Annotated in this window: 26 protein-coding genes; 19 read left to right on the top strand and 7 right to left on the bottom strand. The window is 69.0% G+C overall.

The features are described 5' to 3' along the window. The first annotated feature begins 42 nt into the window (after positions 1-42). The gene (locus AB0I12_RS30190) at positions 43-1,242 is read left to right on the top strand and encodes a pyrophosphate--fructose-6-phosphate 1-phosphotransferase (RefSeq protein WP_359935845.1); all 1,200 of its coding nucleotides are present in this window, start codon (positions 43-45) and stop codon (positions 1,240-1,242) included. Here AB0I12_RS30190 and AB0I12_RS30185 read toward each other — a convergent pair. Then, on the bottom strand, positions 1,233-1,655 hold the full coding sequence (locus AB0I12_RS30185) for a low molecular weight protein-tyrosine-phosphatase (protein WP_359935843.1): 423 nt from the start codon (positions 1,653-1,655) through the stop codon (positions 1,233-1,235). The two genes, AB0I12_RS30190 and AB0I12_RS30185, sit on opposite strands and share 10 nt — an antisense overlap. After that, entirely contained in the window at positions 1,655-2,041 is a 387-nt protein-coding gene (locus AB0I12_RS30180; protein WP_359935841.1) for a phage holin family protein, read from the bottom strand. Before AB0I12_RS30180 ends, AB0I12_RS30185 begins: the two co-directional genes overlap by 1 nt. A 268-nt stretch (positions 2,042-2,309) precedes the next feature. Between AB0I12_RS30180 and AB0I12_RS30175 the strand changes: the two genes are divergently transcribed. The 8 genes from AB0I12_RS30175 to AB0I12_RS30140 are packed head-to-tail and all read left to right on the top strand — an operon-like array spanning position 2,310 to position 11,142. Then, positions 2,310-3,422, top strand: coding sequence for a DUF4185 domain-containing protein (locus AB0I12_RS30175; protein ID WP_359935839.1), 1,113 nt, complete (start codon positions 2,310-2,312; stop codon positions 3,420-3,422). Further along, complete coding sequence (locus AB0I12_RS30170) at positions 3,419-4,126, top strand: FCD domain-containing protein (protein ID WP_359935837.1); 708 nt, start codon at positions 3,419-3,421, stop codon at positions 4,124-4,126. Before AB0I12_RS30175 ends, AB0I12_RS30170 begins: the two co-directional genes overlap by 4 nt. An 18-nt stretch (positions 4,127-4,144) precedes the next feature. Beyond that, positions 4,145-5,419, top strand: a complete 1,275-nt coding sequence (locus AB0I12_RS30165) for an extracellular solute-binding protein (RefSeq protein WP_359935835.1) — start codon at positions 4,145-4,147, stop codon at positions 5,417-5,419. Beyond that, positions 5,416-6,342, top strand: coding sequence for a sugar ABC transporter permease (locus AB0I12_RS30160; protein WP_359935833.1), 927 nt, complete (start codon positions 5,416-5,418; stop codon positions 6,340-6,342). Before AB0I12_RS30165 ends, AB0I12_RS30160 begins: the two co-directional genes overlap by 4 nt. Then, positions 6,329-7,138, top strand: a complete 810-nt coding sequence (locus AB0I12_RS30155; protein WP_359935831.1) for a carbohydrate ABC transporter permease — start codon at positions 6,329-6,331, stop codon at positions 7,136-7,138. Before AB0I12_RS30160 ends, AB0I12_RS30155 begins: the two co-directional genes overlap by 14 nt. Before the next feature lie 16 nt (positions 7,139-7,154). Next, positions 7,155-7,901: an SDR family oxidoreductase gene (locus tag AB0I12_RS30150; protein WP_359935829.1), complete on the top strand. Its 747-nt coding sequence runs from the start codon at positions 7,155-7,157 to the stop codon at positions 7,899-7,901. After that, positions 7,898-9,112, top strand: a complete 1,215-nt coding sequence (locus AB0I12_RS30145; protein WP_359935827.1) for an enolase C-terminal domain-like protein — start codon at positions 7,898-7,900, stop codon at positions 9,110-9,112. Before AB0I12_RS30150 ends, AB0I12_RS30145 begins: the two co-directional genes overlap by 4 nt. After that, positions 9,109-11,142: a hypothetical protein gene (locus tag AB0I12_RS30140; protein WP_359935825.1), complete on the top strand. Its 2,034-nt coding sequence runs from the start codon at positions 9,109-9,111 to the stop codon at positions 11,140-11,142. Before AB0I12_RS30145 ends, AB0I12_RS30140 begins: the two co-directional genes overlap by 4 nt. 3 nt (positions 11,143-11,145) lie before the next feature. Here AB0I12_RS30140 and AB0I12_RS30135 read toward each other — a convergent pair whose 3' ends face one another. Further along, positions 11,146-11,814 carry a GntR family transcriptional regulator gene (locus AB0I12_RS30135; protein ID WP_359935823.1) on the bottom strand — a complete coding sequence of 223 codons (669 nt, stop codon included), beginning with the start codon at positions 11,812-11,814 and terminating at the stop codon, positions 11,146-11,148. Between the two features lie 173 nt (positions 11,815-11,987). Between AB0I12_RS30135 and AB0I12_RS30130 the strand changes: the two genes are divergently transcribed. Continuing rightward, positions 11,988-13,640 (top strand): phage tail tip lysozyme, encoded by a 1,653-nt coding sequence (locus AB0I12_RS30130; RefSeq protein ID WP_359935821.1) that lies wholly within the window; start codon positions 11,988-11,990, stop codon positions 13,638-13,640. A 19-nt stretch (positions 13,641-13,659) separates the two neighbouring features. Then, positions 13,660-14,277 (top strand): S-layer protein, encoded by a 618-nt coding sequence (locus AB0I12_RS30125; RefSeq protein WP_359935819.1) that lies wholly within the window; start codon positions 13,660-13,662, stop codon positions 14,275-14,277. 11 nt (positions 14,278-14,288) lie between these two features. On the opposite strand, the gene AB0I12_RS30120 is transcribed toward AB0I12_RS30125, so the two are convergent. Further along, a complete protein-coding gene (locus tag AB0I12_RS30120) occupies positions 14,289-15,161 on the bottom strand; it encodes an arginine deiminase family protein (protein WP_359935817.1) in 873 nt (290 codons plus the stop codon). A gap of 156 nt (positions 15,162-15,317) precedes the next feature. Between AB0I12_RS30120 and hisC the strand changes: the two genes are divergently transcribed. Further along, positions 15,318-16,397, top strand: coding sequence for a histidinol-phosphate transaminase (gene hisC, locus AB0I12_RS30115; protein WP_359935815.1), 1,080 nt, complete (start codon positions 15,318-15,320; stop codon positions 16,395-16,397). A 3-nt stretch (positions 16,398-16,400) separates the two neighbouring features. Further along, positions 16,401-17,111: an SDR family NAD(P)-dependent oxidoreductase gene (locus tag AB0I12_RS30110; RefSeq protein WP_359935813.1), complete on the top strand. Its 711-nt coding sequence runs from the start codon at positions 16,401-16,403 to the stop codon at positions 17,109-17,111. A gap of 127 nt (positions 17,112-17,238) precedes the next feature. Here AB0I12_RS30110 and AB0I12_RS30105 read toward each other — a convergent pair whose 3' ends face one another. Then, on the bottom strand, positions 17,239-17,832 hold the full coding sequence (locus AB0I12_RS30105) for a hypothetical protein (RefSeq protein WP_359935811.1): 594 nt from the start codon (positions 17,830-17,832) through the stop codon (positions 17,239-17,241). Between the two features lie 479 nt (positions 17,833-18,311). Continuing rightward, positions 18,312-19,250, bottom strand: coding sequence for an EamA family transporter (locus AB0I12_RS30100; protein WP_359935810.1), 939 nt, complete (start codon positions 19,248-19,250; stop codon positions 18,312-18,314). Positions 19,251-19,807: 557 nt separating this feature from the next. Here AB0I12_RS30100 and pdhA point away from each other — a divergent pair. From pdhA to AB0I12_RS30075, 5 genes are all read left to right on the top strand, one after another. Then, positions 19,808-20,869 (top strand): pyruvate dehydrogenase (acetyl-transferring) E1 component subunit alpha, encoded by a 1,062-nt coding sequence (pdhA, locus tag AB0I12_RS30095; protein ID WP_359936180.1) that lies wholly within the window; start codon positions 19,808-19,810, stop codon positions 20,867-20,869. A gap of 3 nt (positions 20,870-20,872) precedes the next feature. Next, the gene (locus AB0I12_RS30090) at positions 20,873-21,850 is read left to right on the top strand and encodes an alpha-ketoacid dehydrogenase subunit beta (RefSeq protein ID WP_359935808.1); all 978 of its coding nucleotides are present in this window, start codon (positions 20,873-20,875) and stop codon (positions 21,848-21,850) included. Continuing rightward, entirely contained in the window at positions 21,850-23,310 is a 1,461-nt protein-coding gene (locus AB0I12_RS30085) for a dihydrolipoamide acetyltransferase family protein (protein ID WP_359935806.1), read from the top strand. The genes AB0I12_RS30090 and AB0I12_RS30085 overlap by 1 nt, the downstream gene beginning before the upstream one ends. Before the next feature lie 84 nt (positions 23,311-23,394). Then, on the top strand, positions 23,395-23,823 hold the full coding sequence (locus tag AB0I12_RS30080) for a MerR family transcriptional regulator (protein WP_359935804.1): 429 nt from the start codon (positions 23,395-23,397) through the stop codon (positions 23,821-23,823). Then, a complete protein-coding gene (locus tag AB0I12_RS30075) occupies positions 23,820-24,776 on the top strand; it encodes an NAD-dependent epimerase/dehydratase family protein (RefSeq protein ID WP_359935802.1) in 957 nt (318 codons plus the stop codon). Before AB0I12_RS30080 ends, AB0I12_RS30075 begins: the two co-directional genes overlap by 4 nt. Here the strand turns inward: AB0I12_RS30075 and AB0I12_RS30070 are convergent. After that, on the bottom strand, positions 24,756-25,715 hold the full coding sequence (locus AB0I12_RS30070) for a hypothetical protein (protein WP_359935800.1): 960 nt from the start codon (positions 25,713-25,715) through the stop codon (positions 24,756-24,758). The two genes, AB0I12_RS30075 and AB0I12_RS30070, sit on opposite strands and share 21 nt — an antisense overlap. A 60-nt stretch (positions 25,716-25,775) precedes the next feature. Here AB0I12_RS30070 and AB0I12_RS30065 point away from each other — a divergent pair, with 60 nt between their 5' ends. Beyond that, positions 25,776-26,606: an EamA family transporter gene (locus AB0I12_RS30065; protein ID WP_359935798.1), complete on the top strand. Its 831-nt coding sequence runs from the start codon at positions 25,776-25,778 to the stop codon at positions 26,604-26,606. Positions 26,607-26,626 lie beyond the last annotated feature (20 nt).

Here is a 26,626-nt window from a genome sequence, read left to right as displayed (position 1 = left end):
TCTGGTGCCGACTTCAGACGCTTGTGGGAAGGACCCTGGACCATGGCTGTCCGCAGAGTTGCCCTGCTCACCGCCGGCGGGCTCGCGCCCTGCCTGTCGTCCGCCGTCGGCGGGCTGATCGAGCGCTACACCGCCGTGGCGCCCGACGTGGAGATCATCGCCTATCTGAACGGGTACCACGGCCTGCTCAGCGGCCAGTTCCTCGCGGTCACGCCGGAGGTCCGGGAGAAGGCGGCGCTGCTGCACAAGTTCGGCGGCAGCCCGATCGGGAACAGCCGGGTGAAGCTGACCAACACCGCGGACCTGGTGAAGCGCGGCCTGATCCAGGACGGGCAGAACGCGCTGCAGGTCGCGGCCGAGCGGCTCGTCGCGGACGGCGTCGACGTCCTGCACACCATCGGCGGTGACGACACCAACACCACCGCCGCCGACCTCGCGGCGTACCTGCAGGAGCACGACTACAACCTGACCGTGGTCGGGCTGCCGAAGACCATCGACAACGACGTGGTCCCGATCCGGCAGAGCCTGGGCGCCTGGACGGCTGCCGAGCAGGGCGCGCTGTTCGCCCGCAACATCATCGCCGAGCACAGCTCGAACCCGCGGATGCTGATCGTCCACGAGGTGATGGGGCGCAACTGCGGGTGGCTGACCGCGGCCACGGCGCAGGCCTACCAGCAGTGGGTCGACGAGCAGGAGTGGAACCCGGGCATCGGCCTGCGCAAGGGCGGCTGGGACGTCGACGCCGTGTACGTGCCGGAGGCAACGATCGACCTGGACGCCGAGGCCGACCGGCTGCGCAAGGTGATGGACGAGGAGGACTGCGTCAACATCTTCCTGTCCGAGGGCGCCGGCGTGGAGTCGATCGTGGCCGAGATGGAGGCGCGCGGCGAGAAGGTCGGCCGGGACCCGTTCGGGCACGTGAAGCTGGACACCATCAACCCGGGCGCCTGGTTCGCGAAGCAGTTCGCGGAGCGGATCGGCGCGGAGAAGACGATGGTGCAGAAGAGCGGGTACTTCAGCCGCTCGGCCGCGGCCAACGACCGCGACCTGGCGCTGATCAAGGAGTGCACCGACTACGCCGTCGACGCCGCGCTGCGCGGTGAGTCCGGCGTCGTCGGCCATGACGAGGAGCGCGGCGACGAGCTGCGCGCGATCGAGTTCCCGCGGATCGCCGGCGGCAAGGCCTTCGACCCGGCCGCCGACTGGTTCGTCGCCCTGAAGGCGGGCATCGGTCAGAGCTGACCGCGGAGGCGGTCGACCCACTGGTCGGCCGCCTTCTCGATCTGGGCGAGGACCTCGTCGAAACCGTCGTCCTCGCCGTAGTACGGATCCGGTACGTCGCCGTGGGCGAACAGCTGCGCCGCGGCGCCGTACCGGGTGAGGGTGTCGAGGTGGCTCGCGTCCATCGCGAGGATCAGGTCGGGTGTCCACGACCGGTCGAACTGGCGGGCCCGGTGCGCGCTGCCGTCGTACCCGCGGCGCCGGAGCGCGGCCGCCGCTCGCGGGTCCATCCGGTCGCCGACGTGCCAGCTGCCGGTGCCCGAGCTGGTCACCTCGACACCGTCGAGGCCGGCCTCGACGAGCTTGGCGCGCAGTACGACCTCGCCCATCGGCGAGCGGCAGATGTTCCCGGTGCAGACGATCTCGACGCGCACTAGTGGACTTCGGCCTTCTCCGGCAGCACGACGTTGATGAGCATGCCGACGACGCTGATGATCAGCGCGCCGAACAGTGCCGACCAGAACCCGTCGACGTGGAACTGGACATCGAGCTTCCCGGTGATCCAGGACGTCAGCCACAGCATCACCGCGTTGATCACGAAGGTCAGCAGGCCGAGGGTGAGGATCAGCAGCGGCAGCGACAGCAGCTTCACCACTGGCTTCACGATCGCGTTCACGACGCCGAAGATCGCGGCGACGATCAGCAGTGTGAGCACCCGCCGGCCGGTGGTCGCGCCCTCGAGCGTGATCCCGGACACGAGCCAGGTCGCCACGCCCAGCGCGATCGCGTTGGCGAGCAGCCTGATGATCAAGTTCTTCATGCCGTCGATCCTCCCACCCGCGCGGTAGCACCACTCCCGGTACACGCCCTGATCCGTCCCCGAAAGGGCGTGTGAGAACTCTGCGCCTACTGCGGGGCACTCGGCACGGCACCTCGCCGCACGGGTGCAAAGGCCACGATGCTCCGCATCGAGACCTTCGCCCCCGCACGCCGATGCACCGCACCGAGCACCTCCTCGCGACGGCGCAGAGTTCTCACACGCCCTTTACTCTTGACAGCGAAAATGACCAAGTGATCTGATCATTTTCATGTCCCGTCCACTGATCGCGGTAGTCGCGCTGTCACTCACGGCAGCGGGCCTCGCTGTCCCCGCTGTCTCCGCCGCCGCGGACCCGTCGAGCTGCAGCGCCGTCAGCACCACCTGGGCCGCTCAGTCATCGCCGCACGCGGCGCCCGAAGGCCTCCTCAACGCCTACAGCGACACCGGGAGGGGCTGGACGGGTGCGGACAGCACCTACTCCGTGCCGCTGCCCGGCGGACGGACGGCGTGGGTCTTCTCCGACACCTTCCTCGGCCCGGTGAACCCGGACGGCAGCCGTCCGACGACCACGCCGTTCATCAACAACTCGTTCGTGATCCAGCAGGGCACGAAACTGAAGACGGTCACCGGCGGTACGGCGACGAGCCCCACCGCGCTCGTCCCGCCGCCGGCCAACGGCTGGTACTGGTTCGGCGCCGCGCAGACCAGCCATGCCGGCCGTGACCTCGACGTGGTCGCGCTGCGCTTCGAGAAGACCGGGACCGGGCAGTGGGACTGGCGCTGGGCCAGCAACTACCTGGCCCGGTTCGACAGCACGACGTACAAGCTGAAGAGCCTCACGCCGATCCCGTCCGGTGCGAACGTGCAGTCGTCCGGCTGGCTGCTCCGCGACAGCGGCTACACCTACGTCTACGGCGTCGAGGACCTTGGCGCCTCGAAGTACCAGCACGTCGCCCGGGTCCGCGGCGACGACCTGACCGCGAAGCCGTGGGAGTACTGGACCGGGTCGGGCTGGTCGGCCGACGAGACCGCCTCGGCCCGAGTGCTGCAGGGCGTCGCGAACGAGCACAGTGTGACCCGTTGGAGCGACGGCTATCTGCTGGTCACGCACGACACCAACGAGCTCTTCAGCAAGCGCGTCGTCGGGTACTTCTCCTGCTCGCCGACCGGTCCGTGGGTGAAGCCGGTCGAGCTGTACCAGACCCCCGAGACGGGCGGGAACATCATCACGTACAACTCCCACGACCACCCCGACCTGCGTCGCGGTACGTCGCTGCTGGTGAGCTACAACGTCAACAGCCTGGTGAGCGACGAGCTGTACGGCGACGTGAGCATCTACCGCCCGCGCTTCGTCTCGGTCACGCTGGCGGCGGCCGGATGAGCGCCACCGGAGGCGTCGTACGGCGCAGTCTGCTGGACGACCTGGCCACGTCGATGCTCGCCCTGATCGCGGAGCGGAAGCTGGCGCCGGGTGACCAGTTCGAGGCGGTGCGATCACTGGCGGAGCGGTTCAAGGTCGCCGTACCGACGGTCCGGGAGGCGCTGCGCCGACTGGAGGCGACCGGAGCTGTGGAGCTACGGCACGGCTCCGGCGTGTACGTCGGGCCGAACGTCGGCCGGCTGGTTCTGGCCAACCCGCTGGCGCTGGCGCCGAGTCCGGACCGGCTGGTGGAGCTGCTACAGGCCCGTGCCCTCATCGAGCCACCTGTTGCCGCGCTGGCCGCACAGACCCGTGGTGAGGCCGCACTGGAGCAGATGGCCAAGGACTTGGAGAGTGCGGCCGAGCTGATCGCTTCCGGCGACCACGCGCAGTTGGCCGAGGTGAACATGGACTTCCACCGCTCACTGGCACAGGCCTCCGGGAACTCGACCCTGGCCGAAGTGGTCGAGTCGGTCACGGTCGTGAACGCCCGGGAGCAGCTGGAGATCCTGCACATCCACGGCGACCGCCAGGCCGACCTCGACGAGCACCGCGCGATCTACGACGCGGTCCACTCCGGTGACGCCGACCTGGCCGAACTCCTCACCCGCGAACACCTCGACGGCGTCCTCGCCGTCATCAACGAACGACTTCAGCATCCCTGAGCTGGAAGGACGCATCACATGCAACGCAACAACCGCAAGGCGCTGGCGGCTCTGGTGATCGCCGGCGCGCTCGCGCTGTCCGCCTGTGGAGGCGGCGGGGCGGCTGCCCCGAAGAAGGGCGAGGACAAGCCGGTCGACTCGCTCAAGTTCTACAACGACAAGGGCGGGTGGAAGGACGCGTTCACCCAGGTCGGCGCGGCCAGCAAGAAGGACGTCGGCGTCGGGATGGAGCCGGTCGGGTACTCCGACTCGAACACCTACACCGCGTTCATCCGGTCCTCGTTCCGGACCAAGGAGAAGGCGGACCTGTTCACCTGGCACACCGGCAAGGAGCTCCAGGACCTGGTGGACCAGAAGCTCGTCGCCGAGACCACCGACCAGTGGACCAAGGCGATTGCTGACGGCAACATCCCCGAGCAGCTCAAGCAGTACTTCACGTTCGGCGACAAGCAGTACTGCGTCCCGCTGAACGCCGGCTACTGGGTGATGTACTACAACAAGGCCGTCTTCAAGAAGGCCGGGATCACCCAGACCCCGAAGACCTGGGCCGAGCTGACGCAGGTGGCCGACAAGGTCAAGGCCGCCGGGGTGAAGCCGTTCTACCAGACCAACATCCTGTTCTCGTTCGTGTGGTTCGAGACGCTGCTGGCCGGCAAGGACCCGGACCTGTACGACGCGCTCGCCGCCGGCAAGGCGAAGTACACCGACCCGGGTGTGGTCGAGGTGATGAACGAGTGGAAGAAGATGATCGACGCCGGGTACTTCAGCGACCCGGGCGCGAAGACCGAGCCGCAGGCGCAGCTGAAGAACGGCGACGTCGCGATGATCAACTTCGGCACCTGGTTCAGCGGCAACCTGAACACGCTGAAGATGAAGGCCGGGACCGACTACGACTTCTTCGTGATCCCGAACGTGAACCCCGACCTGCCGAAGACCTCGATGATCTTCGAGACCGGCCCGGTCTGCTCGGCCGCGGCGTCGGACCACGCGTCGACCGTCAAGAAGTGGACCGACTGGTGGGTCACGCCGCAGGCGCAGACCGCCTGGGCGAACTCCCGCGGTGACCTGTCGTTCAACCCGAAGGCCGAGGTCAAGGACCCGGGTCTGGCGCAGCTGAACAAGGACGTCAACGGCTACCGCCTGATCAACCGGTGGTTCGAGGCGACGCCGGTCCCGGTCGCGAACAAGGCGCTCGAGGTGTTCGGCGCGTTCGTGACCAAGCCGGGTGACCCGATGCCGGGCCTGCAGAAGATCCAGGCCGAGGCGGACGCGTACTGGGCCAAGCAGAAGTGACTGCTGTCACCGAGCGGCCGGTGGAGACCCGCCGGCTGAGCGCCACCCGCGCCGCGCGGACCGGAGCCCGGATGGCACCGCTGTTCGGGCTCCCGGCCGCGGGCGTGGTCGCGCTGCTGCTCTACCTGCCGTTCCTCTGGACGACGTACGTCAGCTTCACCGACTACGACGGGCTGGCCTCGCCGGTGTGGTCCGGGCTGGCCAACTACAAGACGATGTTCAGTGACCCCGACCTGATCGGGGCACTGGTCAACACCCTGCTGTGGGTCGCGGGCATGATCACCCTGCCGGTCGTACTCGGGTTGCTGGTGGCCGTACTGACCTACGGCCACAAGTGGGGCACCTGGCTGCGGCTGCCGTTCCTGCTGCCGTACGCGATCTCCGGTGTGGCCGTCGGCGTCATCTGGGGCTTCGTACTGCAGCCGGACGGCGCACTGGGCCAGGCACTCGGCTTCTTCGGGCTCCCGGGTGCCCACACCGGTTGGCTGCAGTCCGGCCCCGGCAACACCCTGATGATGATCGTGGCAACGACTTGGCAGGCCGCCGGCGTCAACGCCCTCCTGTTCGTGGTGGGCCTCCAGTCCATCCCGACGGAGCCGCTGGAGGCTGCCCGCCTGGACGGGGCCGACGGCTTCAAGCTCTTCCGGTATCACTTGTGGCCGCAGCTCAGAGCCATCACCACAGTCGTCATCGGACTGTCGATCGTCGGCAGCCTGAAGACGTTCGACGTGGTCTGGGTCATGACCCAGGGCGGTCCGGGCACGTCCTCGGAGACCCTGGCGCTGTCGATGTACAAGGAGACGTTCGTGCTGAACGACTACGGCCAGGGCGCGGCGATCGCGCTGTTCCTGAGCCTGGTCACCTTCGCGGCCTCGGTCCTCTACCTGCGCTACCAGTTGGGGGACGCCCGTGAGCAAGCTTAAGACGGGGTTCCTGGTCCTGCTCGGGCTGATCTGGCTGGCGCCGGTCTACCTGCTGATCGTCAACGCGTCCAAGTCCGTCGACGGGTACGACGCCAAGACGGTGTGGAAACCGGCCGGGTTCGACCTGTTCACGAACTTCGGGGACGCATGGAGCAAGGCGGCGCTCGGCGACACGCTGGTGGCGACGACGATGTACAGCGTGGTCGCGCCCGTCCTTGCGGTGCTGATCGGCGCCGCGGCCGGCTACGCGATCGTGGTCCTGCGGCTGAAGCGCGGCTTCCTGTGGTTCGTGTTCATCTTCGGCGGGACGATCTTCCCGCTGCAGATGATCCTGATGCCGTTGTTCTCCGGGTACGCGAACTCCGGGCTGTACGACACCCGGACCGGGATGATCATCGTGTACACCGCGATCAGCGTGCCGTTCTCGGCGTTCGTGATGCGGAACTTCTTCACCGGGATCGCGCGCAGCGTGTTCGAGGCCGCGGTGGTCGACGGCGGCGGGCTGTTCCGCATCTTCCGCAGCATCTACCTGCCGATGGCGGGGTCGGCGCTGGCCGCGATCTTCATCCTGCAGGCGACCTTCGTCTGGAACGACCTGCTGCTCGGCCTGACCCTGAGCCAGTCGGAGTCGGTGCGGCCGATTATGCCGGCGCTGACCGGCCTGCAGAGCACGTACGGCGGCGCGGCGCTGCCGACCGTGCTGGCCGGCGGCCTGCTTGTCTCGCTGCCCACGGTCATCCTCTTCCTCGCCGCCCAACGCTTCTTCTCCCGGGGCCTCGCCCTCGGTCAGTTCTGATTCTCGGAGGACATATATGAGTAGCCGCACAGTCGTCGTGACCGGCGGCGCCGCCGGCATCGGACGAGGTGCCGTGGAACGGTTCCTGGAGGCCGGTGACCGGGTCGTCGTGCTCGACCGCGACATCTCTTCTGTCGGCGACCAGGCAACTGGCGTGCAGGTGGATGTTTCGGACCGGGCCGCGCTCGCCTCCGTCGCGGAGGAGATCGGCGCGGTGGACGTGCTGGTCTGTGCAGCGGGCGTCCAGCGGTACGGAACCGTCGTCGACACGCCCAGCGACGTGTACGACGAGGTGATGGCGATCAATGTCGGCGGCGTGTTCTTCGCCTGCCAGGCGTTCGTGCCGCACCTGCCGCGGGGCGGGAGTGTTGTGGTGGTCGCGTCGGTGCAGGCCTATGCGGCGCAGACGAGCGTCGCGGCGTACAGCATGGGAAAGGGCGCCCTGCTCAGCCTGGTCCGGGCGATGGCGGTCGACCACGCCCCGGACGGGATCCGCGTGAACGCAGTCTGCCCGGGCTCGGTCGACACCCCGATGCTGCGGACGTCGGCCGCTCAGTTCGGCGGTGGGCGCAGTACCGACGAGGTGGTGGCGGAGTGGGGGCGGTCGCATCCGCTCGGACGGGTCGCGACACCAGGAGAAGTTGCCGAGGTCATCTATTTCCTGTCCTCGCCCGCGGCGTCGTTCGTGACGGGAGCCGACGTGAAGGTCGACGGCGGGTTGACCGCCGGGCTCGCCGTCGTACTGCCGGAGGATGCGAAGTGAAGATCGTCGACGTCCGCGCGACCACGGTGACGATGCCGCTGGAGGCGCCGCTACGGCACAGCAACGGGGCGCACTGGGGACGCTTCGTCCGGACCGTGGTGGAGGTCGAGGCCGACAACGGCCTGATCGGTCTCGGCGAGATGGGCGGCGGCGGGCAGAGCGCCGAGGCAGCCGTCACCGGGCTGAAGGAGTATCTGGTCGGCCACGACCCGGCCCGCACCGAGGCGTTGCGCTGGATGCTCGCCAACCCGACCGCGAGCCTTTACAACAACCGGACCCAGTTGCTCGCGGCGATCGAGTTCGCCTGTCTGGACCTGCAGGGCCGCGAGCTCGGCGTCCCGGTGCACGCCCTGCTCGGCGGAAAGGTCCGCGAGCGCGTGCCGTTCGCGAGCTACCTGTTCTTCCGGCATGCCGCGGACGACGGCACCGGTGAGATCCGCACGCCGGACCAACTCGTCGCCCATGCCCGCTCGCTGGTCGACGCGCACGGGTTCAGCGTGCACAAGCTGAAGGGCGGGGTGTTCCCGCCCGACTACGAGCGCGAGTGCTTCCGGGCGCTGGCCGAGGCCTTCCCGGGGCACCGGGTGCGGTTCGACCCGAACGGCGCATTCGGCGTCGAGGAGGCGATCCGTTTCGCCCGCGGCATCGAGGACCTCGACAACGACTACCTCGAGGACCCGACCTGGGGCCTGAACGGGATGCGCCGGGTCCGCGAGAACACGCCGATCCCGCTCGCCACCAACACCGTGGTGGTGAACTTCGAGCAGCTGGCCGCCAACGTCCGCGATCCCGCGGTCGACGTGATCCTGCTGGACACCACGTTCTGGGGCGGCATCCGGCCGTGCGTCAAGGCGGCCGGCGTCTGCGAGACGTTCCAGCTCGGGGTCGCGGTGCACTCCTCCGGCGAGCTCGGCATCCAGCTCGCGACGATGCTCCACCTCGGCGCCGTCGTCCCGAACCTGTCGTTCGCCGCGGACGCGCACTACCACCACCTGCGCGACGACATCATTGCCGGCGGCAAGCTCCCGTACGCCGACGGCGCGATCGCGGTCCCGGACGCGCCCGGCCTGGGCGTGGAGCTGGACCGCGACAAGCTGGCCGAGTACGCCGAGCTGTTCCGCGAGCTCGGCCCGTACCCGTACGACCGCGATCCGGCCCGCCCGGACTGGTACCCCCTGCTACCGAACACCGATTGGGCAGACCCGTCATGAGTATCCCGCGTTCCGCCGACCTGGCGAGCGACGTCCTCACCCACACCTACGACGACATGTTCAACCCGCCCGGGCTGACGAACTTCCTCGGCACGGCACAGGTCGACCACGACGTGATGGCGATCCGGAGCGTGAACTTCCCGCCGTACTCGCACGGCGACACCATCACCGGCCAACTGTACGTCGACGGTCGGCTGGCCCGCTCGTACGGCGGCACGGTCGAGGTGGTGTGGCGGCCGGACTGCGTCGTGCGCTCCACCTCGGTCGACGGCCTCGACCTGCGCACCACGACCGCCTGCGCCCCCGGCCGACCAGCTGTCGTCGTACAGCTGGACGTGTCCGGGCAACCAGGGCGGTCCGTGCGGCTGGGGCTTGCACTGGCCAGTACCGCGACTCGCTCGTCCGCCGGCTGGCTGCGCCCGGAGCCGCCGTCCGAGCCGAACGTCCTGCGGGTTGTCGACAATCGGGTTGTCGGCACCGGCGAGTCCGCCTCAGCCGTCAGTGTGCAAGGTCTTGATGTGCCCGGCACCGTGGACAGGTCCGTGCTCGAGGCAACTGTCGTGCTGGACGAGCATGGGCGCGGCCGGTTGTCGTACGTGCATGTGCTGGCCGGGTCGCTGGAGGAGGCGACGGAGCACTTCGACGTGTGCGTGGCCGACGTACCTGCCGTGATCTCGGTGGCGGAGAGCATGTGGGACGTGGCGATCGCGGACGCCTTCGACCCGGCCAGCGACGGGTTCAGCGGCTCGCTGCCGGTGCTGGAGACGTCGAACGAGGCGCTGCGGAAGCTGTACTGGTGGGGTGTGCTCGGAGTCATCTGGTTCCGGCGGGACAACCCGGCCAGCGTGCTCGGCCGGACCTACGACACCTTGATGCCGCGGTACTGGCAGACCACGACGTTCATCTGGGACTACAGCCTGTCCTCGCTCACGCATGCGTTGCTCGACCCGGAGCCGATGCGGAAACACATCGAGCACTGGATCGACCTGGACACCCACAAGCACTTCGGCACCGAGTGGCTGACCGGGGGACCGGTCGGCTACTGGTACTCGGTCAACGACTTCGCCATGACCCGGCTGGTGCGCGACTACGTGCGCTTCACCGGGGACGACACGTTCCTGGACGCGACCGTCGGGCCGAAGGCAGTCGGCGACCACGTGCACGACTGGGCGACCGCTTGGCGCGGGCTGCGCGGGGACCATGCGCTGGCCGACTACGGCGGCATCGACAACCTGCTGGAGTGTGTCAGCAGCTACGTGCACGAGGTGGCGAGCTTCAACGCGGCCAACGTGTGGTGCATGCGGGTCGCCGCGGAGATCGCGGACCGCTCGGGTGACGCGGACCGTGCTGCTCTCCTGCGCAAGGAGGCCTCAGCACAGGCCGGCCACGTCAACGAGCTGTACGTCGAGGGCAAGGGCTTCTGGCACGCGCGGCAGCCCGACGGGTCGCTCGTCCCGGTCCGGCACTGCTACGACTTCAACATCGTCGGTACGACGATCCCCGACGACCTGTCCGAGTCGCAGTGCGCCGAGATGGTCTCGTTCTTCGAGCGGGAGCTGCAGACGCCCACCTGGATGCGCGCGCTGTCGCCGTACGACGCGGATGCCGCGTTCAGCGTCCGGCCGGACCACCAGTGGAACGGCGCGTACCCGGCGTGGCCGGCGGACGCGGGGCGCGCCCTCTTCGCGCTCGGGCGGGGTGACGTACTGCTGGACTGGCTGCCAGGCCTTGCCCGGACGGCGAACCAGGGGCCGTGCGGGCAGGCGCACTTCGTCGAGGAGGCGCAGCCGGCGATGGCCGGCGGGGCACGGAAGTCGCCGCCGCAGTTCCCGTACCTGATCGACTGGTCCTGCTCGTCGTCCGGCGCCTGGGTCAGCCTGGTGCTGGAGGGCATCTTCGGCATCGAGGTCGCCCTGGACGGCACCGTGACCGCCAGCCCGCAGGTCGCGGCACTCGACCCGGACGCTCGCCTGACCGGTCTCCGAGTCGGTTCGACGACGTACGACGTGACGGCCGACGGACTGGTCTGAGGGTCAGCCCGGAGGCATCGCGATGGCCTCGAGGAGGGACTCCTCGGCGCCGGCGAGGTGATGGCGGAGCTCCTCGACGCACTCGTCGAGCTCCCCGCGCTCGAGCAGCCGGATGAGCTTGCGGTGGGACGCGACCTGCTGGCGCGCGTCCTGCCGCAGCGCGTCCACCCTGGCCAGTGCGAGCCTGGCCTCACCGGTGATCGAGTCGGCGGTCGCGATCAGCCGCTCGCTGCCGGTCAGCGCGACCAGGCTGCGGTGGATGGCCAGGTGGGTCTCGGTCATCGCCTCCGGGTCCGCGCCGTCCTTGGCGGTCGCGGCGAACACCCGCATCGCCTCCCGGACCCGCTCCCGGGCCGCCTCGTCGGCGTCGTACCAGGCCCGGATCCCGGCGGACTCGAGCACGAACCGGGCGCGGCAGATGTCGGCCACCGCCGCGGGGTGCAGGATCGCGACGCTGACCCCCTTGTTCGGCTCCCGGACCGCGAGTCCCTCGGTGACCAGCATGGTCATCGCCTCGCGAATGGTGCTCCGGGCAACCCCGAGCGCCTCGGCGAGCGGCTGCTCGCGCAACGGCGTCCCCGGCTGCAGGTCACCGGCGAACAGGGCGGCCCGCAGCGCGTCGACCACCCGGTCCACCGTGGTCGAGCGGTCCACCCGCAGCCGTTCGTACATACCGCGATTCTCGTCCAGACCCGGTTCGTTGTCGCGCCCGACCCGGCCCCAGACACCTGCCTGTGGATAACTTCCGACCTCATGACCCGGTTTTCGGGCAGCATTTCCCTCTAGTGGCCGCCCCTTCCCGCGGACCGGCGCGGGGAGTCACTCGGAGCAGCGAGGAGCAGAGCGTGGGAAAGATCAGTCCGGCTCAGCTCCTTGGCGCGATCGGGCTGGTGCTGCTGCTGCCGTTGGTCATCGTGCTGCTGATGCTGCTCAGCGTTCTGGGCGGGCTGGACTCGGCCGAGGCGCAGTGCGCGCAGCATGCCCAGGACGAACCCATGATGGGCTGGCCGACCGATCGGCACCAGATCGACGGCGAGTGGTCCTTCTTCCACCAGGGCTACGACTTCAAGGTCGACGAGGACGCCAAGGTCTACGCGTCGCACGACGGCAACGTCGTCGCCGCCTCGGCGCACGAGGTCCGGATCCGGATGGCCTCGAAGAACGGGGACACCGTCACCCTCGAGAGCGTCGAGACGCGGTACAAGTACCTGAAGACCGTGAGCGTCGCCAACGGCGCCCAGGTCAAGCGCGGCGACGTGATCGGCACGGCCGGCGTCGGCAACGAGGGGACCGACGGCCAGGGGGCTCCGGTCGGGCTCGCCGGCGTGCACCTGCATTGGGAGATGTGGGCCGACCAGGAGAACAACAACAAGTGGTCGATCGTCCCGAAGCCGGAAGAGAACCTGTTCGAGGTCGACACCTCGAAGGGCGGCGGCTGCAGCTGCGTCGACGGCAACCTCTCCGGGGCCAACAACCAGCAGAAGGCGTTCAACTTCTTCGTCCAGAACGGCTACTCCAAGGAGCAGGCCGCGGGCATCGTCGGCAACATGATCAGCGAGTCGAGCGTCGAGCCGGGCCGCCTGCAGGGCACGAGCCCGGGCACCGTCAGCATGCCGAACGCGGTGGTCAACTCCTCGCTCGGCTGGGGAATCGTGCAGTGGACACCGGCCGGCAAGATGATCAACCCGTCCCGGGACGCGGGTGTCCCGGACGAGAAGATCGCCTCGCTGGGCTACCAGCTGGAGTTCTTGGTCAAACAGCTCAACGGCGACCCGCCGCTCGCGGAAGCGGCCGCCGGGCGGGCGATCAAGGGCGCGACGTCGGTCGAGGACGCCGCGTACCAGTTCGGGCACATGTTCGAGCGGTTCGCCGGCAGTGAGAACCCGAACCACGAGCGGTACGCCGAGCGCAAGGCGAACGCTCGGCACGTGTTCGACCAGTTCGCCGGCTCGGCACCCGCCGGCGGCGGAGACGCGGCGGCCAGTACCGGGGGCGGTTGCGGCGCCGGCAGCGGCAACATCGCCGAGGTCGCGAAGAACCTCGCCTGGCCGGAGGACGGTCACGACGGTGTGGCCGCGAGCATCGCGAAGAAGGAGTACGTCGACGCGATGGAGAAGTACAACGACGGCTCCAGCGGTATCGACCCGTACAGTGACTGCGGCCGCTTCGTCGCGACCGTGATGCACATGAGCGGCGCCGACAAGGACTACCCGAATGTCGGAACCGACGTCCAGAGGACGTATCTGGAAGGCTCCGGGAAGTACGACTGGTGGCACGGCGAGCCCCCGGGCGGCATGAAACCGGGCGACATCCTGAACGGGCCCGGCCACACCTATCTGTACGTCGGTCCGTGGGGCAAGGAAGGCGGGGGCTACAACTCCGCGTCCGCCTCGCTGCACGGTCACGTTCCGGAGGCAGGCTATCTGTACGACGTCGGCGGAGGCTCCGGCAACTTCACGGTCTACCGGCTGAAGAACGCGCCACAACCGGCGAGCTGAGCAAGGACAGGAGCATCGGATGCTGGACGAGAACCGGCGGCCCTTCATGATCGGCGTCGTGGCGCTGGCCGTCGTGCTGATCGTGATCGGCGGTGTCGTGCTGTTCCGCGGCGGCGGATCGAAGACGACGCTGAGCGTGACGTCGATCCCGAACGACCTGACCCTGACGCTCGACGGTCACCAGATCCCGGCGAACGGCGAGGTCAAGATCAAGGAAGGCGAGCACACCCTGGTGGGCTCGCGGCGCGGCTTCCAGAGCTACACCGAGACGTTCACGTCCGGCAGCGACCCGCTCACGTACAAGATGTACCTGTACGCGAACAGCGCCGAGGGCCGGGAGTGGACGAAGAACAACCCCGAGCAGGAGCGCGAACTCGAGGCCGAAGCCGGCCGCAAGTACGACCAGATCCAGCAGCGCCTCAAGGCGAAGTACCCGATCCTCGGCCAGCTGCCGTACATCGGCCCCGGCTTCCAGGCGACGTACACCCAGTCCAAGTCCGACCCGAAGAACCCCGAAGCCATCTCGATCGTCATCGAGACCTGGACCCCCGAGGCCAAGACCAAGGCCCTCCAATGGATCAAGGGCTACGGCTGGGACCCCGACACCCTCGACATCGTCTGGAAGGCCGACAAGTAACCCAGCCCGACTCAGGCGGGGAGGATGAGTTCGCCGCCTGGGCTGGTGATGGGGGTCAGCGGGAAGTCGAGCGGGTTGGTGAGGCAGCGGGCCGAGCCGCCGCCCTTGTGGAACTCGGACAGGTCCAGGACGACGACGCGCAACCCGAGCCCGGTGAAGATCTCGTGCAGCCGCGGTGAGCAGGCCGGCATGATGATCGTCTCGCCGACCACGATCGAGTTCCCGCTGAAGGCGAACGCCTCCTCGTCGGTGAGCACGATCGGGTCCGGGACGATCCCGGACAGCTCGGCCTGACTGGCGGCGTCGAACGCCGGCGGGTAGACCATCGCGTGCGTGCTGTCGACCGGGCAGAACGGCAGGTCGAGGTGGTACATCCCCTCGTGCGCGATGTGCAGCCCGCGCACCCGGATGTTCCACTCGGTCGCGAGCTGCTTGAGCGCCTCGATCTCGGTCCGCGGCCCGTACCCGACGACCAGGCTGTCGCCGAACACGAACGCGTCGCCGGACTCGAGGTGCGCCCCGACGCCCTCACCGCCGGTCCGCTCGAGCCGGAAGCCGTTCCCGGTGAACCAGTCGGCCGCGCTCAGCGACTCCTTCCGGCGCGGCTCGAACCGCATGTGCGAGAGCATCGCGCGCCCGTCCGCGGTGGCCAGCCCAAGGTTCATCGCGTACACCATGTCCGGCGAGTCCTCGCGCTGGTCGAGCACCTCGACCGTGCCGCCGGCGTCCACGATCGCCTGGCGCAGCGACTCCCACTGCTTGAGCGCCAGCGCCAGGTCCGGCTGGTCGTGGGTGGACATGTACGGGTTGATCACGTAGTCGATCCGGAAGTGGTCCGGCCGAACCATCAGATACCGACGACCCCACTCCAGCGGCTGTTCCATGAACACCCTCCCATGACCGTTGAGACCTGATCGCCAGATCCCCTGATTGTCCGACAATCAGTCAGTTTGAGGCTCCACGTACCCGGAGTCAAACCCTCGCGGCCGGTCACTCGGGACAGGGTGGTTCTGGGAATCGGTAAGGACTAACCTGCGGGCATGACCCCTGACAACGAGGTTCGCTTTCGCGCCTGTCTGGACGATGTCGCGGCTTACAAGCCCGGCCGTCCGCCGGAGCGCTCCGACGGCCGCCCGACGTACAAGCTGTCCAGCAACGAGAACCCGTACCCGCCGCTGCCCGGGGTGCTCGCCGCCGCGACCGAGGCCGCGGCGCACATGAACCGGTACCCGGACATGGGCGCGGTCGAGCTGCTCGAGGCGCTGTCCGCCCGGTTCGGCGTACCGGTGAGCGATCTCGCGGTCGGGACCGGATCGGTCGCGCTGCTGTACCACCTGCTGCAGGCGACGGTCGCCGACGGTGACGAGGTGATCTACGCCTGGCGCTCGTTCGAGGCGTACCCGATCGCGGTGCAGCTGACCGGCGCGACGTCGGTCAAGGTCCCGCTGACCGCCGAGGCCCGCCACGACTTCAAGGCGATGGAGGCCGCGATCACCGACCGTACCAAGGTCGTGCTGGTCTGTACGCCGAACAACCCGACCGGCCCGGTGGTACGCCGCGACGAGCTGGTCGCGTTCCTCGACGCCGTGCCGTCGAACGTGCTGGTCGTGATCGACGAGGCGTACCGCGAATTCGTCCGGGAGACCGACGTCGTGGACGGTGTCGAGCTGTACCGCGACCGGCCGAACGTGCTCGTCCTGCGGACGTTCTCGAAGGCGTACGGGCTGGCCGGGTTCCGGGTCGGGTACGCGATCGGTCACCCGGACGTCGTCGCCGCGATCCGGAAGTGCGCGCTGCCGTTCGGCGTCAGCTACGTGGCCCAGGCCGCCGCGATCGCGTCCCTGGGTGTCGAGGACGAGTTGCTGGAGCGCGTCGACGCCCTGGTCGAGGAGCGGCAGCGGGTCATGGCCGCGCTCCGGGCCGCCGGCTGGGACGTGCCGGAGTCGGAGACGAACTTCGTCTGGCTCGACCTGGGCGAGGACACGGTCAGGTTCGCCGAGGCGGTCCAGGCCGAGGGGGTCTCGGTCCGCCCGTTCCCCGGCGAAGGCGTCCGCGTCACGATCGGCGAACGCGAGGCCAACGATCTGTTCCTGCAGGTCGCCCGCGCCTGGCGCCAGTGACCGTTGAGTAGTCTCGTCTGGATTTCCGGGGCCTCTGCCGGGATCGGTGCCGCGCTGGTCGCTGCGGTGCCTTTCCCGGACGCCCGGATCATCGACATCTCCCGTGGCGGGGGCGCGGCCGAACACTTCACGGCCGACCTCGCGGATCCCGCGGACTGGTCGCGGGTCGCGGCGCAGTTCGCCGACGAGCTGGCGGCGTACGACGGTGAGCGCGTGGTCTTCATCCACAACGCCGGCACGATCACGCCCATCGGCCCGGCGGCCGAGGCGGATCCGGACGCCTACAACCGGGCCGTCCTGCTGAACTCGGCCGCGCCGCAGGTCCTCGGCGCCGCGTTCCTCCGCGCGTCGGCGCACCTCACCTGCGAGCGGCACCTGGTCATGCTTTCCTCCGGCGCCGCGACGACGGCGTACGCCGGTTGGTCGTCGTACAACGCAGGTAAAGCAGCAGTGGAGCACTGGGTCCGGACCGTCGGCCAGGAACAACCCGCCGACGGCTGCCGTGTCATCGCCGTGGCGCCAGGCGTTGTCGACACCGCGATGCAGTCCGAGATCCGCGCGACCGACGAGACCGTCTTCCCGGCCGTGAGCCGCTTCCTCGAACTCGAACGCACCGGCGCCCTGACCACGCCCGAGGCGGCGGCCACCGGCATCTGGTCCCTGCTCACCCGGGATCTCCCCAACGGCTCCTGCGTCGACCTCCGCAAACTCTGAGCCCGGCCGGACACGAAGAAGCGGCGCCGGGAGGAGTGAGGCTTGCTCCCGGCGCCGCGGTGTTGCTCCGAATCAGTCACCCCACCGAGGTGGCTCTTTCGGGTCCTGCATCACTGACCAGGGAGGGTCAGTTGTTCTGCTCGTTGCTCTGCTCGCAGGTCTTCAGCGAGTCGACGGAGTTGCCGTCGTTGTCCAGACCCAGGATGCCGACCGGGTTCGTCAGCGGCACGTTGCCACCGATGCCCGAGCCCGAGATCTCGTTGTGGCAGACCTGCCACGGACCGACCTTGTTGTCGGACACGGACACGACGCCGTTGCCGTCAGCCTTGTACCACTTGCGGTTCTGCTCGTTGTCCTGCTCGCAGGTCTTGACGGCGGTCACGCTGTTGCCGTCGTTGCCCCAGCCGATGATGCCGGTGATGTCCTCGGCCGGCACGTTGCCGCCGATGCCGGTGGCGGAGCCGAAGTTGTGGCAGGCCTGGAACGCACCGAGGTCGTTGCGGTCGATGGCGACCAGCGAGCCGTCCTTGTGCATGCCCCACCAGCGAGCGTGGCCCTCGTCGTAGCCCTTGCTGGCCGAGGAGACCGCGTCGGCCAGGCCCGTGACCTGAGCCTTCTGCTGCGCGTCGTCGAGAACGTTGGCGCTCACGACGGTGGCCAGGCCGAGGGTGGCAACGGTCGCCACTGCCGCGGCGGCGACGATCTTACGAGTTACCTGCATTATGCCAGGTTTCCTTTCGGGTTTTGACGGATTCGTCTTAGTGGTAACGACACCTGGCACTCCTGGTTACAAACTTTTTTGTCAACTATTCCGGCGGCGTCGGAGTGCATAGCCGTGCGGTGATGACTTCCCTGACGGAACAACGAAACCGGCCGCTGACCAGGCAACTTGCTGGTAACGGAGCGGCCGGGAGAGTGAGTGGAAGTTGAGATGAAAAGACCCGTAACCGCGATCCGGGTGCGTCGTTGAGTCAGCGCGGGTGACGGACGCCCGGTGAATCGGAGAGATTGTTTCGGTGGGCTCGGTGGCTGCCGAATTGGCAATAGCACGATTCGTCGGAATATGTTGGAAGCATTGCCGGAGTATCGCGCCGTGTTTTTTCGGGGCAGGGCGCGACCGGCGGCCAGACCCGCTGCCGCGCGCATCGGCAGCGGTGGGAGACCCGGGTCCCTTGGGCCCGGGTCTTTCCTTTTGCCGGTCTACCGGCGCCGGCGCTCCGCGGTGACGACGAGTGCGACGCCGACGATGATCACCGCGCCGCCGAGCAGGATCTGCCAGGTCAGGCTCTCGCTCAGGATCAGCCAGCCGAGGAACACCGCGACCGCCGGGTTCACGTACGCATAGGTGCCGACCAACGAGATCGGCGCGTTCGCCAGCAGATACGAGTACGCCGTGTACGCGAGCAGCGACCCGAACACCACCAGGTACGCGAGCGCGATCCACCCGCTCCCGTGGATCCGGTCGAGGTGCAGCCGCCCCGGCTCGCCCCGCAGTGCGGCGAGCAGCACCATCGCCGTACCGCCGAAGACCATCTCGTAGAGCGCCGTCACCAGCGGGTCCCGCGGCAGCCCGAGCCGCGGCGCGTACCGCGAGCCGATCGCCCAGCAGATCGTGCCGCCCACCAGGATCGCCACCGAGAGCGGCTTCGCGCTCGTGTTGCCACCTGACAACGCGAGCAAGGCCGCCCCGCCGAACCCGATCAGTACGCCGACCCACGTCATCGCCCGCGGGCGCTCACCGCCGCCGACCCGCAGCAGCATCAGCCACAACGGGATCGCCGCGACCAGCAACGCCGCGAGCCCGGACGGCACCGTCTGCTCGGCGACCGCCACCGCACCGTTGCCCAGGGCAAGCAGGAGGACGCCGACCGTGGCCGCTCCGACGGCCTCCCGGCGGGTGATCCGCAGCCGCTGCCAGCCGGACTTCAGGGCCAGCCCTGTCGCCAGCAGCACCGCCGCGGTCAGGAACCGGGCGGCCATTCCGAGCATCGGCGGGATCTCGGCCTCGACCACCACGCGGATCGCCAGGTACGTCGAGCCCCAGACGACGTAGACGACCGCGAGCGCGGTCCAGATCATCGCGCCCGAGGCCGTCCGGGAACCGGTCTCGGCCACTCTGGCCGGAGCGGATGTGGCCATCGTGCGACTCCTCAAAGTGTCAGGGGCGTTCTGCAATAACGATGCTTACGCTACGACCGGGCTGCGACACCCGCAAGGTGATATCCGGCCAGTGGCCAGCGGTATCCCGCCACGCCGCGGAGGCCCGCAACCAAGTTGTGACACTTCTCGTCGAGATGCTCGATCCCTGTCATATGAGCGGGCCGACCGGACCAGTGGATGGACTGGTGTCTCACCGCGAGACCGATTTCGGTACCGCCGTACCTGCCGGAGTCCAGACAGTTAGCGGATCAGGCACCTGGTCGGTACGGTGTCCGGCAAGATGGGAGTGAGACCAGTGAGGAGGTCCACTGCCAGCAGTGCATCAACCCTGGATCCACGCGGACCTGCCTGCGAAAGCCGCACCCGGCAGAGCGGGGGGACCCCGTGCAACGTTGCGGTCGCGGCGATCCCGCGCTCGAACCCGAGGAGTGCATGTGAGTGAGTCTGTGCCGGGCCCTGCCCCGGAAGTGTTCGCGCCCCACGAGGCGCCGGTCAGTCCGCCCCAGGCCTCCGAAGAGGTCGAGTTCGTCCAGCTCCTGACGCCCGAAGGCGAGCGCGTCGAGCACCCGGACTACTCGTTCGACCTGGACGACGAGGCGATCGAGGGCTTCTACCGGGACATGGTCCTGGTCCGCCGGATCGACGCCGAGGCGACCGCCCTGCAACGCCAGGGTGAGCTCGGGCTGTGGGCGTCGCTGCTCGGCCAGGAGGCCGCCCAGATCGGCTCCGGCCGGGCGCTGAACAAGAAGGACATGGTCTTCCCGACGTACCGCGAGCACGGCGTCGCGTTCTGTCAGGGCGTCAACCCGCTGAACCTGCTCGGCCTGTTCCGCGGCGTCGACCAGGGCGCGTGGGACCCCAAGGACAACAACTTCCACCTGTACACGATCGTGATCGGCGCGCAGACCCTGCACGCGACCGGGTACGCGATGGGCCAGCAGCGCGACCACGCGGTCGGCGACCCGGACTCCGGCGAGGCCACGATCGCGTACTTCGGCGACGGCGCCAGCAGCCAGGGCGACGTGAACGAGGCCTTCATCTGGTCCTCGGTGTTCAACGCGCCGGTGGTGTTCTTCTGCCAGAACAACCAGTGGGCGATCTCGGAGCCGATCGACCGGCAGACCCGGATCCCGCTGTACCAGCGCGCCGCCGGCTTCGGCTTCCCCGGCGTCCGCGTCGACGGCAACGACGTGCTCGCGACGTACGCCGTCACGCAGCAGGCCCTGAAGCGCGCCCGCGAGGGCAGCGGGCCGTCGCTGATCGAGGCGTACACGTACCGGATGGGCGCGCACACCACCTCCGACGACCCGACGAAGTACCGGCTGAACGAGGACCTCGAGCACTGGAAGCTCAAGGACCCGATCGAGCGCGTGCACGCCTACCTGACCCGGTACGCCGGAGTCGCCAACGACTTCTTCGACGACGTCGACGCCGAGGCGGACCAGGTCGCCGCCGAACTGCGGGCCGGCTGCCTCGCGCTGCCGGACCCGGTGCTCACCGACTTCTTCCAGAACGTGTACGTCGACGAGACGCCGCAACTGGCCGAGCAGCGGGAGCAGTTCGCCGCGTACGCCGCTTCGTTCGAAGGCGAGGGCTGAGCGATGACCAAGATCACTCTCGGCAAGGCCATCAACGCCGGACTCCGGGCCTCGATGGAGAAGGACCCGAAGGTCCTCGTGATGGGCGAGGACATCGGCAAGCTCGGCGGCGTGTTCCGGGTCACCGAAGGGCTGCAGAAGGACTTCGGCGAGGACCGGGTGATCGACACCCCGCTGGCCGAGTCCGGCATCATCGGCACCGCGGTCGGCCTGGCGCTGCGCGGCTACCGGCCGGTCTGCGAGATTCAGTTCGACGGGTTCGTGTTCCCGGCGTACGACCAGATCATCAACCAGGTCGCCAAGATGCACTACCGGTCGATGGGCAAGATCAGGATGCCGGTCGTCATCCGGATCCCGTACGGCGGTGGCATCGGCGCGGTCGAGCACCACTCGGAGTCGCCGGAGACGCTGTTCGCGCACGTGCCGGGGCTCAAGGTGATCTCCTGCGGCGACCCGGTCGACGCGTACTGGATGATCCAGCAGGCGATCGAGTCCGACGACCCGGTGGTGTTCTTCGAGCCGAAGCGCCGGTACCACGAGAAGGCCGAGCTGGACGAGTCCGTGCCGCCGGCGCTGCCGCTGCACAAGGCGAAGGTGGTCCGCGAGGGCACCGACGCGACACTGCTCTGCTACGGGCCGATGGTGAAGACCTGCCTGCAGGCGGCCGAGGCCGCGGTCGAGGACGGCCGCAACCTCGAGGTCATCGACCTGCGGACGATCGCGCCGTTCGACCTGGCCACGATCTTCGCGTCGGTTCGCAAGACTCGTCGTGCGGTCGTGGTGCACGAGGCGCCGTACTCGTTCGGGCCGGGGTCGGAGATCGCGGCGCGGGTGACCGAGGAGTGCTTCTACCACCTCGAGGCGCCGGTGCTCCGGGTGACCGGGTACGACACGCCGTACCCGCCGTCGCGGATGGAGGACGACTACCTGCCGGACCTCGACCGGGTGCTGGACGGCGTCGACCGGGTGATGGGGTACTGATGGGCGTCCAGCAGTTCCGTCTCCCCGACGTCGGTGAAGGCCTCGTCGAGGCCGAGATCGTCAGCTGGAAGGTCAAGCCCGGCGACACCGTCAAGCTCAACGACACCATCGTCGAGATCGAGACCGCGAAGTCGCTGGTCGAGCTCCCGGTCCCGTTCGCGGGCGTCGTGACCGAGCTCCTCGTACCGGAAGGCGAAACGGTCCCGGTCGGCACGCCGATCATCTCCGTGCAGACCGACTCCGCCGAAGCCGCCGAGGCCCTCGCCGACGACATGGTCCCGTCGGTCCCGGAACCGGAGGAATCCGGCGGCCGTACGGCGGTCCTGGTCGGCTACGGCCCCAAGACCACCGAAGCCAAACGCCGAGCCCGCAAACCCGCGTCCTCGGCCGGCTCGGCTCCGGCCGCGGGCGGGACAACCGCAGCTGCAACAGCACCCGCCGCGCACGCCGGTACCGCCGTCCCCGCGCCGCAGGCCCCGGCCGCCCGGCCGGCACCTGCCGCCGTCGCGGCGGCGCCGTCCACGGGCGCGGCCTCCCTCCCCACCCCGGCGCCGCAGGCGCCGGTCGCCGGGGGCAACGGGTCTGTGCATGTGCTGGCGAAGCCGCCGGTGCGGAAGCTCGCCAAGGACCTGGGGATCGACCTGGCCGCGGTTGCCCCGACCGGGCCGGGTGGTGTGATCACCCGCGCGGACGTGGAGGCCTACGCCGCGGCTCCGGTCGAAGCGCCGGCTGCTGCGACGTACGAACCTGTGGTCAGCGGGCGCGAGGACACGCGCGTACCGGTGAAGGGCGTGCAGAAGGTGATGGCGCAGGCGATGGTCGCCAGCGCGTTCACCGCGCCGCACGTGACCGAGTGGATCACCGTCGACGTCAGCGCCACCATGGAGCTGGTCGAGCGGCTGAAGTCGGACCGTGCGTTCAAGGATCTGCGCGTCTCGCCGTTGCTGATCGTCGCGAAGGCCGTCACGCTGGCGGCCCGCCGTACGCCGATCGTCAACGCGGCCTGGGACGAACAGGCCCAGGAGATCGTCTACAAGGGCGCGGTCAATCTCGGTATCGCCGCGGCCACCCCACGCGGCCTGATCGTCCCGAACATCAAGGGCGCCGACGCGCTCACCCTGCCGGACCTGTGCCGGGCGCTGAACGACCTGGTCGCGACCGCCCGCGAGGGCAAGACCCAACCGGCCGACCAGGCCGGCGGCTCGTTCACGATCACCAACGTCGGCGTGTTCGGCGTCGACGCCGGGACACCGATCATCAACCCGGGCGAGGCCGCGATCCTCGCCTTCGGCGCGGTCCGCAAGCAGCCGTGGGTGGTGGACGACGAGATCGTCCCGCGCTGGATCACCACGCTCGCGCTGTCGTTCGACCACCGCCTGATCGACGGCGAGAAGGGCTCCACCTTCCTCGCCGACGTGGCCGGCATCCTCGAGGATCCGGCCCGCGCACTGATGTTCTGACCGCCGTACGACGGAAGGCCCGGGTGCATCGACCCGGGCCTTTTGTTTGACCTCAAGCGCTTGAAGTGTGTGAGCGTGGACGGCATGACGAGTTTCACCATTCAGGAGGTCGCGCGCCGGAGCGGGCTGAGCGAGCCGACGCTGCGGTACTACGAGGACGTCGGGCTGGTCGGCCCGATCGGCCGGGACGAGAGCAGTGGGCATCGGCGCTACCGCAGTACGGACGTCGACACGCTCGAAGCACTGGCCTGTCTGCGCGCGGCCGGCGTCAGCATCGAGGACATGCGGACATACCTCGCCAACCGCTCGCGGGGACGGGAGGCCGCGGCCGAGCAGCGCGACCTGCTGCTGCGGCACGCCGAGCGGATCGAGGCCGAGATCGCGGCACAGCGCGTCCGGCTCGCGTACCTGCGTGGGAAGGCCGAGCTCTGGGACGCCCGCGATCGCGGTGACGAGGCGGCGGAGGCCGACGCGATCCGCCGGCTCGTGCCCGTGGTGGGTGAGCTGCGATGATCCTGGTCACCGGCGGTTCCGGCTACTTGGCGACCCATCTGATCGCGCGGCTCCTCCGTGACGGGGCTTCGGTCCGTACGACGGTGCGCTCGGCCGCACGCGGCGCCGCGGTTCGCGCCGCCGTACGCCGTGGTGGCGCCGACGACGCGCGCCTCGAGTTCGTGGAGGCGGACCTGATGTCGGACGACGGGTGGAAGGCCGCGGTCGACGGCTGTGCGGAGATCCACCACGTCGCGTCCCCGATTCCTGTCGAGCAACCGGAGGACCCGGACGAGCTGATCGTCCCGGCGCGTGATGGGACGCTGCGAGTCCTGCGGGCGGCGCGGGACGCCGGCGCGCGGCGCGTCGTACTGACGTCGTCCTTCGCCGCGGTCGGGTACACGCCGAAGCCCGGGGCCGAGTTCACCGAGGCGGACTGGACGGATCCCGATACGCCGGGGCTCGCGCCGTACCCGCGCTCGAAGGCGATCGCCGAGCGCGCCGCGTGGGACCTGATGCGTGACAGCTCCACCGAACTGGTCGTCGTCAACCCGACCGGCATCTTCGGACCGACGCTCACCGCCGACCTGCGCTCGTCGACCCAGCTGATCAAGATGATGCTCGACGGGTCACTGGACGTCGCGCCGCGCGCCCGCTTCGGCGTGGTCGACGTCCGCGACGTCGCCGACCTGCACATCCGCGCGATGGCCGCTCCCGACGCCGCAGGCCACCGCTTCCTGGCAGTAGCTGATGGCCCGACCGTCAGCTTCCTCGAGGTCGCGCAGATGCTGCACCGCCGCCTCGGCGTCGTGACTCCTGTCGAGGAAGCGTCAGGCCCGGACCTGCCCCGGCCGATCATCCACAACGACCGCGCCCGTGCTCTCGGCTGGCAGCCCCGCGACGTCGAAACCACTATCACCGAAACCGCCGAGAGCCTGCGCGACCTGGGTCTGCTACCCCCAGGGGTCCTCTGATCTCCAACGCCGGCCAGCCATGGACGGCCGCACGCGACGCCCGACCACCATCGAGTGGAACGTCGCGCGCCACTTTCCGGGTGGCTGCCGAAGCGTCCGCAGTACCTCGGCGGCCAGCCGCTCGGGTTCATTCATCGGGAAGCGGAGGAACACCTGGACCAGTTCTGCCCTGGCATCCAGCGCCACAAGGAACCGTTGGGGATCTCGATGGTCCTGCGCAGCCCAGTTGATGGTCAGGCCGGCTGCGGCGAGGTGGTTGCGGTCGGCGCCTTCGAGCACCAGCCGTGACGCCGTGTCCGCCGGCCGCTGCCAACTGCGATCGGCGCCGATCCGCTCGACCTCTGCGTCGTACGCCGCGGCGTCGAACGAGACTCCATGGCCCAGCGGTACGCCGACCGACCAGTCCCAATGGACTACACCGTCGTCGCGGGTGATCCGGGCCTCGGTCGAACCACAGCCCGTTTCGCCGCAGGAGCACCGGGCAACGATCACGCGTTGCGGCTCGGTGGTCGCCACGAGCCGATTGGCGGGGACGAACAGATTGAACGGATGCATGCCCCTGCCGGCGCCGGCTTCGGTGATCTCCAACCCGTTGACGTGGATCAGCACCTCGAAGCCTTCGGTTCTCGCCGTGATGTGCAGGCGGAGGCGGTCGGTGGGCAGGCGTGCGTACGACGTACCGCTGACGCGTTGACCAGGTGACGTCGGGTCCGGATGTGGAATGGCGAGCTCGTCCAACGCGTCGAGGAGCTGGCGGCGGATCGGCCCGGACCTGGAGGAGCGGGGCGCGCCGGCGAGCTCACGCAGAGCAGGGGAGTCGAGGCCGTCCACGAGGGCCTGGGTAGCAGCCTCGATCGGACGGTCCGAGTCGGCCCAGTGCGGATCCACGGAGCAGCGCGCCGCAGCGTCGTACAGGCGATGCCGGGCTGAGGTCTCCACGTGACCATCATCGCGGTAATCCAGCTGACCTCCCCGAACGCCTGGTGAGAAGGTGTGGGGGTGGTGGTGATCCTGGTGGTGCTCGGGGCGGCGGTTCTGCACGCGACGTGGAACGCGATGGCTCACGGGGCACCGGATCGGGTGGCCGGGCTGGCGCTTTTCGAGCTCGCGGCCGGGGTGATCGGTCTCGTCGCGGTGCTGGTGATGGGATTGCCGCCGGCCGGGACTTGGGGATACATCATCGCGTCAGCGCTGCTGCACGTCGCTTATCTGGGTGGGCTGCTGGCGTCTTACCAGCTGGGGCAGTTCAGCCAGATGTACCCGCTGGCCCGCGGCACGTCGCCGTGGGTCGTCGCTGTGGTGTCGATCGTCGTACTGCACCAGACGCTGGCCGTGCTGGAGTTGGCCGGCGTGCTTCTTGTATCGGCTGGTCTGATCGCGCTCGTCTTCATCGGGCGGCCGGGGCGTGGTCAGGTCCCGGCGTTGTTCGCGGCGATCGGGACGGGGCTGATGATCGCGTCGTACACGGTCGTCGACGGGGTCGCCGTCCACAAGATGCCGGTAGCGACCTACATGGGCTGGGTCTTCATGCTGCAAGGCTTCGCGATCCCGCTCGCCGTCCTGGCCTGGCGCGGCCCGCGAGCCTTCGACCTACCCCGCCCCGCGATCCTCTCCGGCCTCGCCGGCGGCGTCGTCTCGATGGCCGCCTACGGCCTCGTCCTTTGGGCCCAAACCCGCGGCACCCTCGCCACCATCGCCGCCCTCCGCGAGACCAGCATCATCTTCGGCGCCATCATCGGCGCAATCTTCTTCCACGAACGCTTCGGCCCGAAACGAGCCGCCGCCGCAGCAGTAGTGGTAGCCGGCATCATCCTGATCACCACCGGCTGACGCGTGTGTGGCGGTCGTCC

Origin of the sequence: Kribbella sp. NPDC050459 (assembly GCF_040655315.1) — a bacterium.
GTDB lineage: Bacteria > Actinomycetota > Actinomycetes > Propionibacteriales > Kribbellaceae > Kribbella.
This window is presented reverse-complemented; position numbering and strand designations above follow the sequence as displayed.

Coding starts and splice junctions, on each gene's coding strand:
- AB0I12_RS30190 (WP_359935845.1), top strand. CDS start 43: ATGGCTGTCCGCAGAGTTGCCCTGCTCACCGCCGGCGGGCTCGCGCCC.
- AB0I12_RS30180 (WP_359935841.1), bottom strand. CDS start 2,041: ATGAAGAACTTGATCATCAGGCTGCTCGCCAACGCGATCGCGCTGGGC.
- AB0I12_RS30175 (WP_359935839.1), top strand. CDS start 2,310: ATGTCCCGTCCACTGATCGCGGTAGTCGCGCTGTCACTCACGGCAGCG.
- AB0I12_RS30170 (WP_359935837.1), top strand. CDS start 3,419: ATGAGCGCCACCGGAGGCGTCGTACGGCGCAGTCTGCTGGACGACCTG.
- AB0I12_RS30165 (WP_359935835.1), top strand. CDS start 4,145: ATGCAACGCAACAACCGCAAGGCGCTGGCGGCTCTGGTGATCGCCGGC.
- AB0I12_RS30150 (WP_359935829.1), top strand. CDS start 7,155: ATGAGTAGCCGCACAGTCGTCGTGACCGGCGGCGCCGCCGGCATCGGA.
- AB0I12_RS30140 (WP_359935825.1), top strand. CDS start 9,109: ATGAGTATCCCGCGTTCCGCCGACCTGGCGAGCGACGTCCTCACCCAC.
- AB0I12_RS30135 (WP_359935823.1), bottom strand. CDS start 11,814: ATGTACGAACGGCTGCGGGTGGACCGCTCGACCACGGTGGACCGGGTG.
- AB0I12_RS30125 (WP_359935819.1), top strand. CDS start 13,660: ATGCTGGACGAGAACCGGCGGCCCTTCATGATCGGCGTCGTGGCGCTG.
- AB0I12_RS30120 (WP_359935817.1), bottom strand. CDS start 15,161: ATGGAACAGCCGCTGGAGTGGGGTCGTCGGTATCTGATGGTTCGGCCG.
- hisC (WP_359935815.1), top strand. CDS start 15,318: ATGACCCCTGACAACGAGGTTCGCTTTCGCGCCTGTCTGGACGATGTC.
- AB0I12_RS30105 (WP_359935811.1), bottom strand. CDS start 17,832: ATGCAGGTAACTCGTAAGATCGTCGCCGCCGCGGCAGTGGCGACCGTT.
- AB0I12_RS30100 (WP_359935810.1), bottom strand. CDS start 19,250: ATGGCCACATCCGCTCCGGCCAGAGTGGCCGAGACCGGTTCCCGGACG.
- AB0I12_RS30090 (WP_359935808.1), top strand. CDS start 20,873: ATGACCAAGATCACTCTCGGCAAGGCCATCAACGCCGGACTCCGGGCC.
- AB0I12_RS30085 (WP_359935806.1), top strand. CDS start 21,850: ATGGGCGTCCAGCAGTTCCGTCTCCCCGACGTCGGTGAAGGCCTCGTC.
- AB0I12_RS30080 (WP_359935804.1), top strand. CDS start 23,395: ATGACGAGTTTCACCATTCAGGAGGTCGCGCGCCGGAGCGGGCTGAGC.
- AB0I12_RS30075 (WP_359935802.1), top strand. CDS start 23,820: ATGATCCTGGTCACCGGCGGTTCCGGCTACTTGGCGACCCATCTGATC.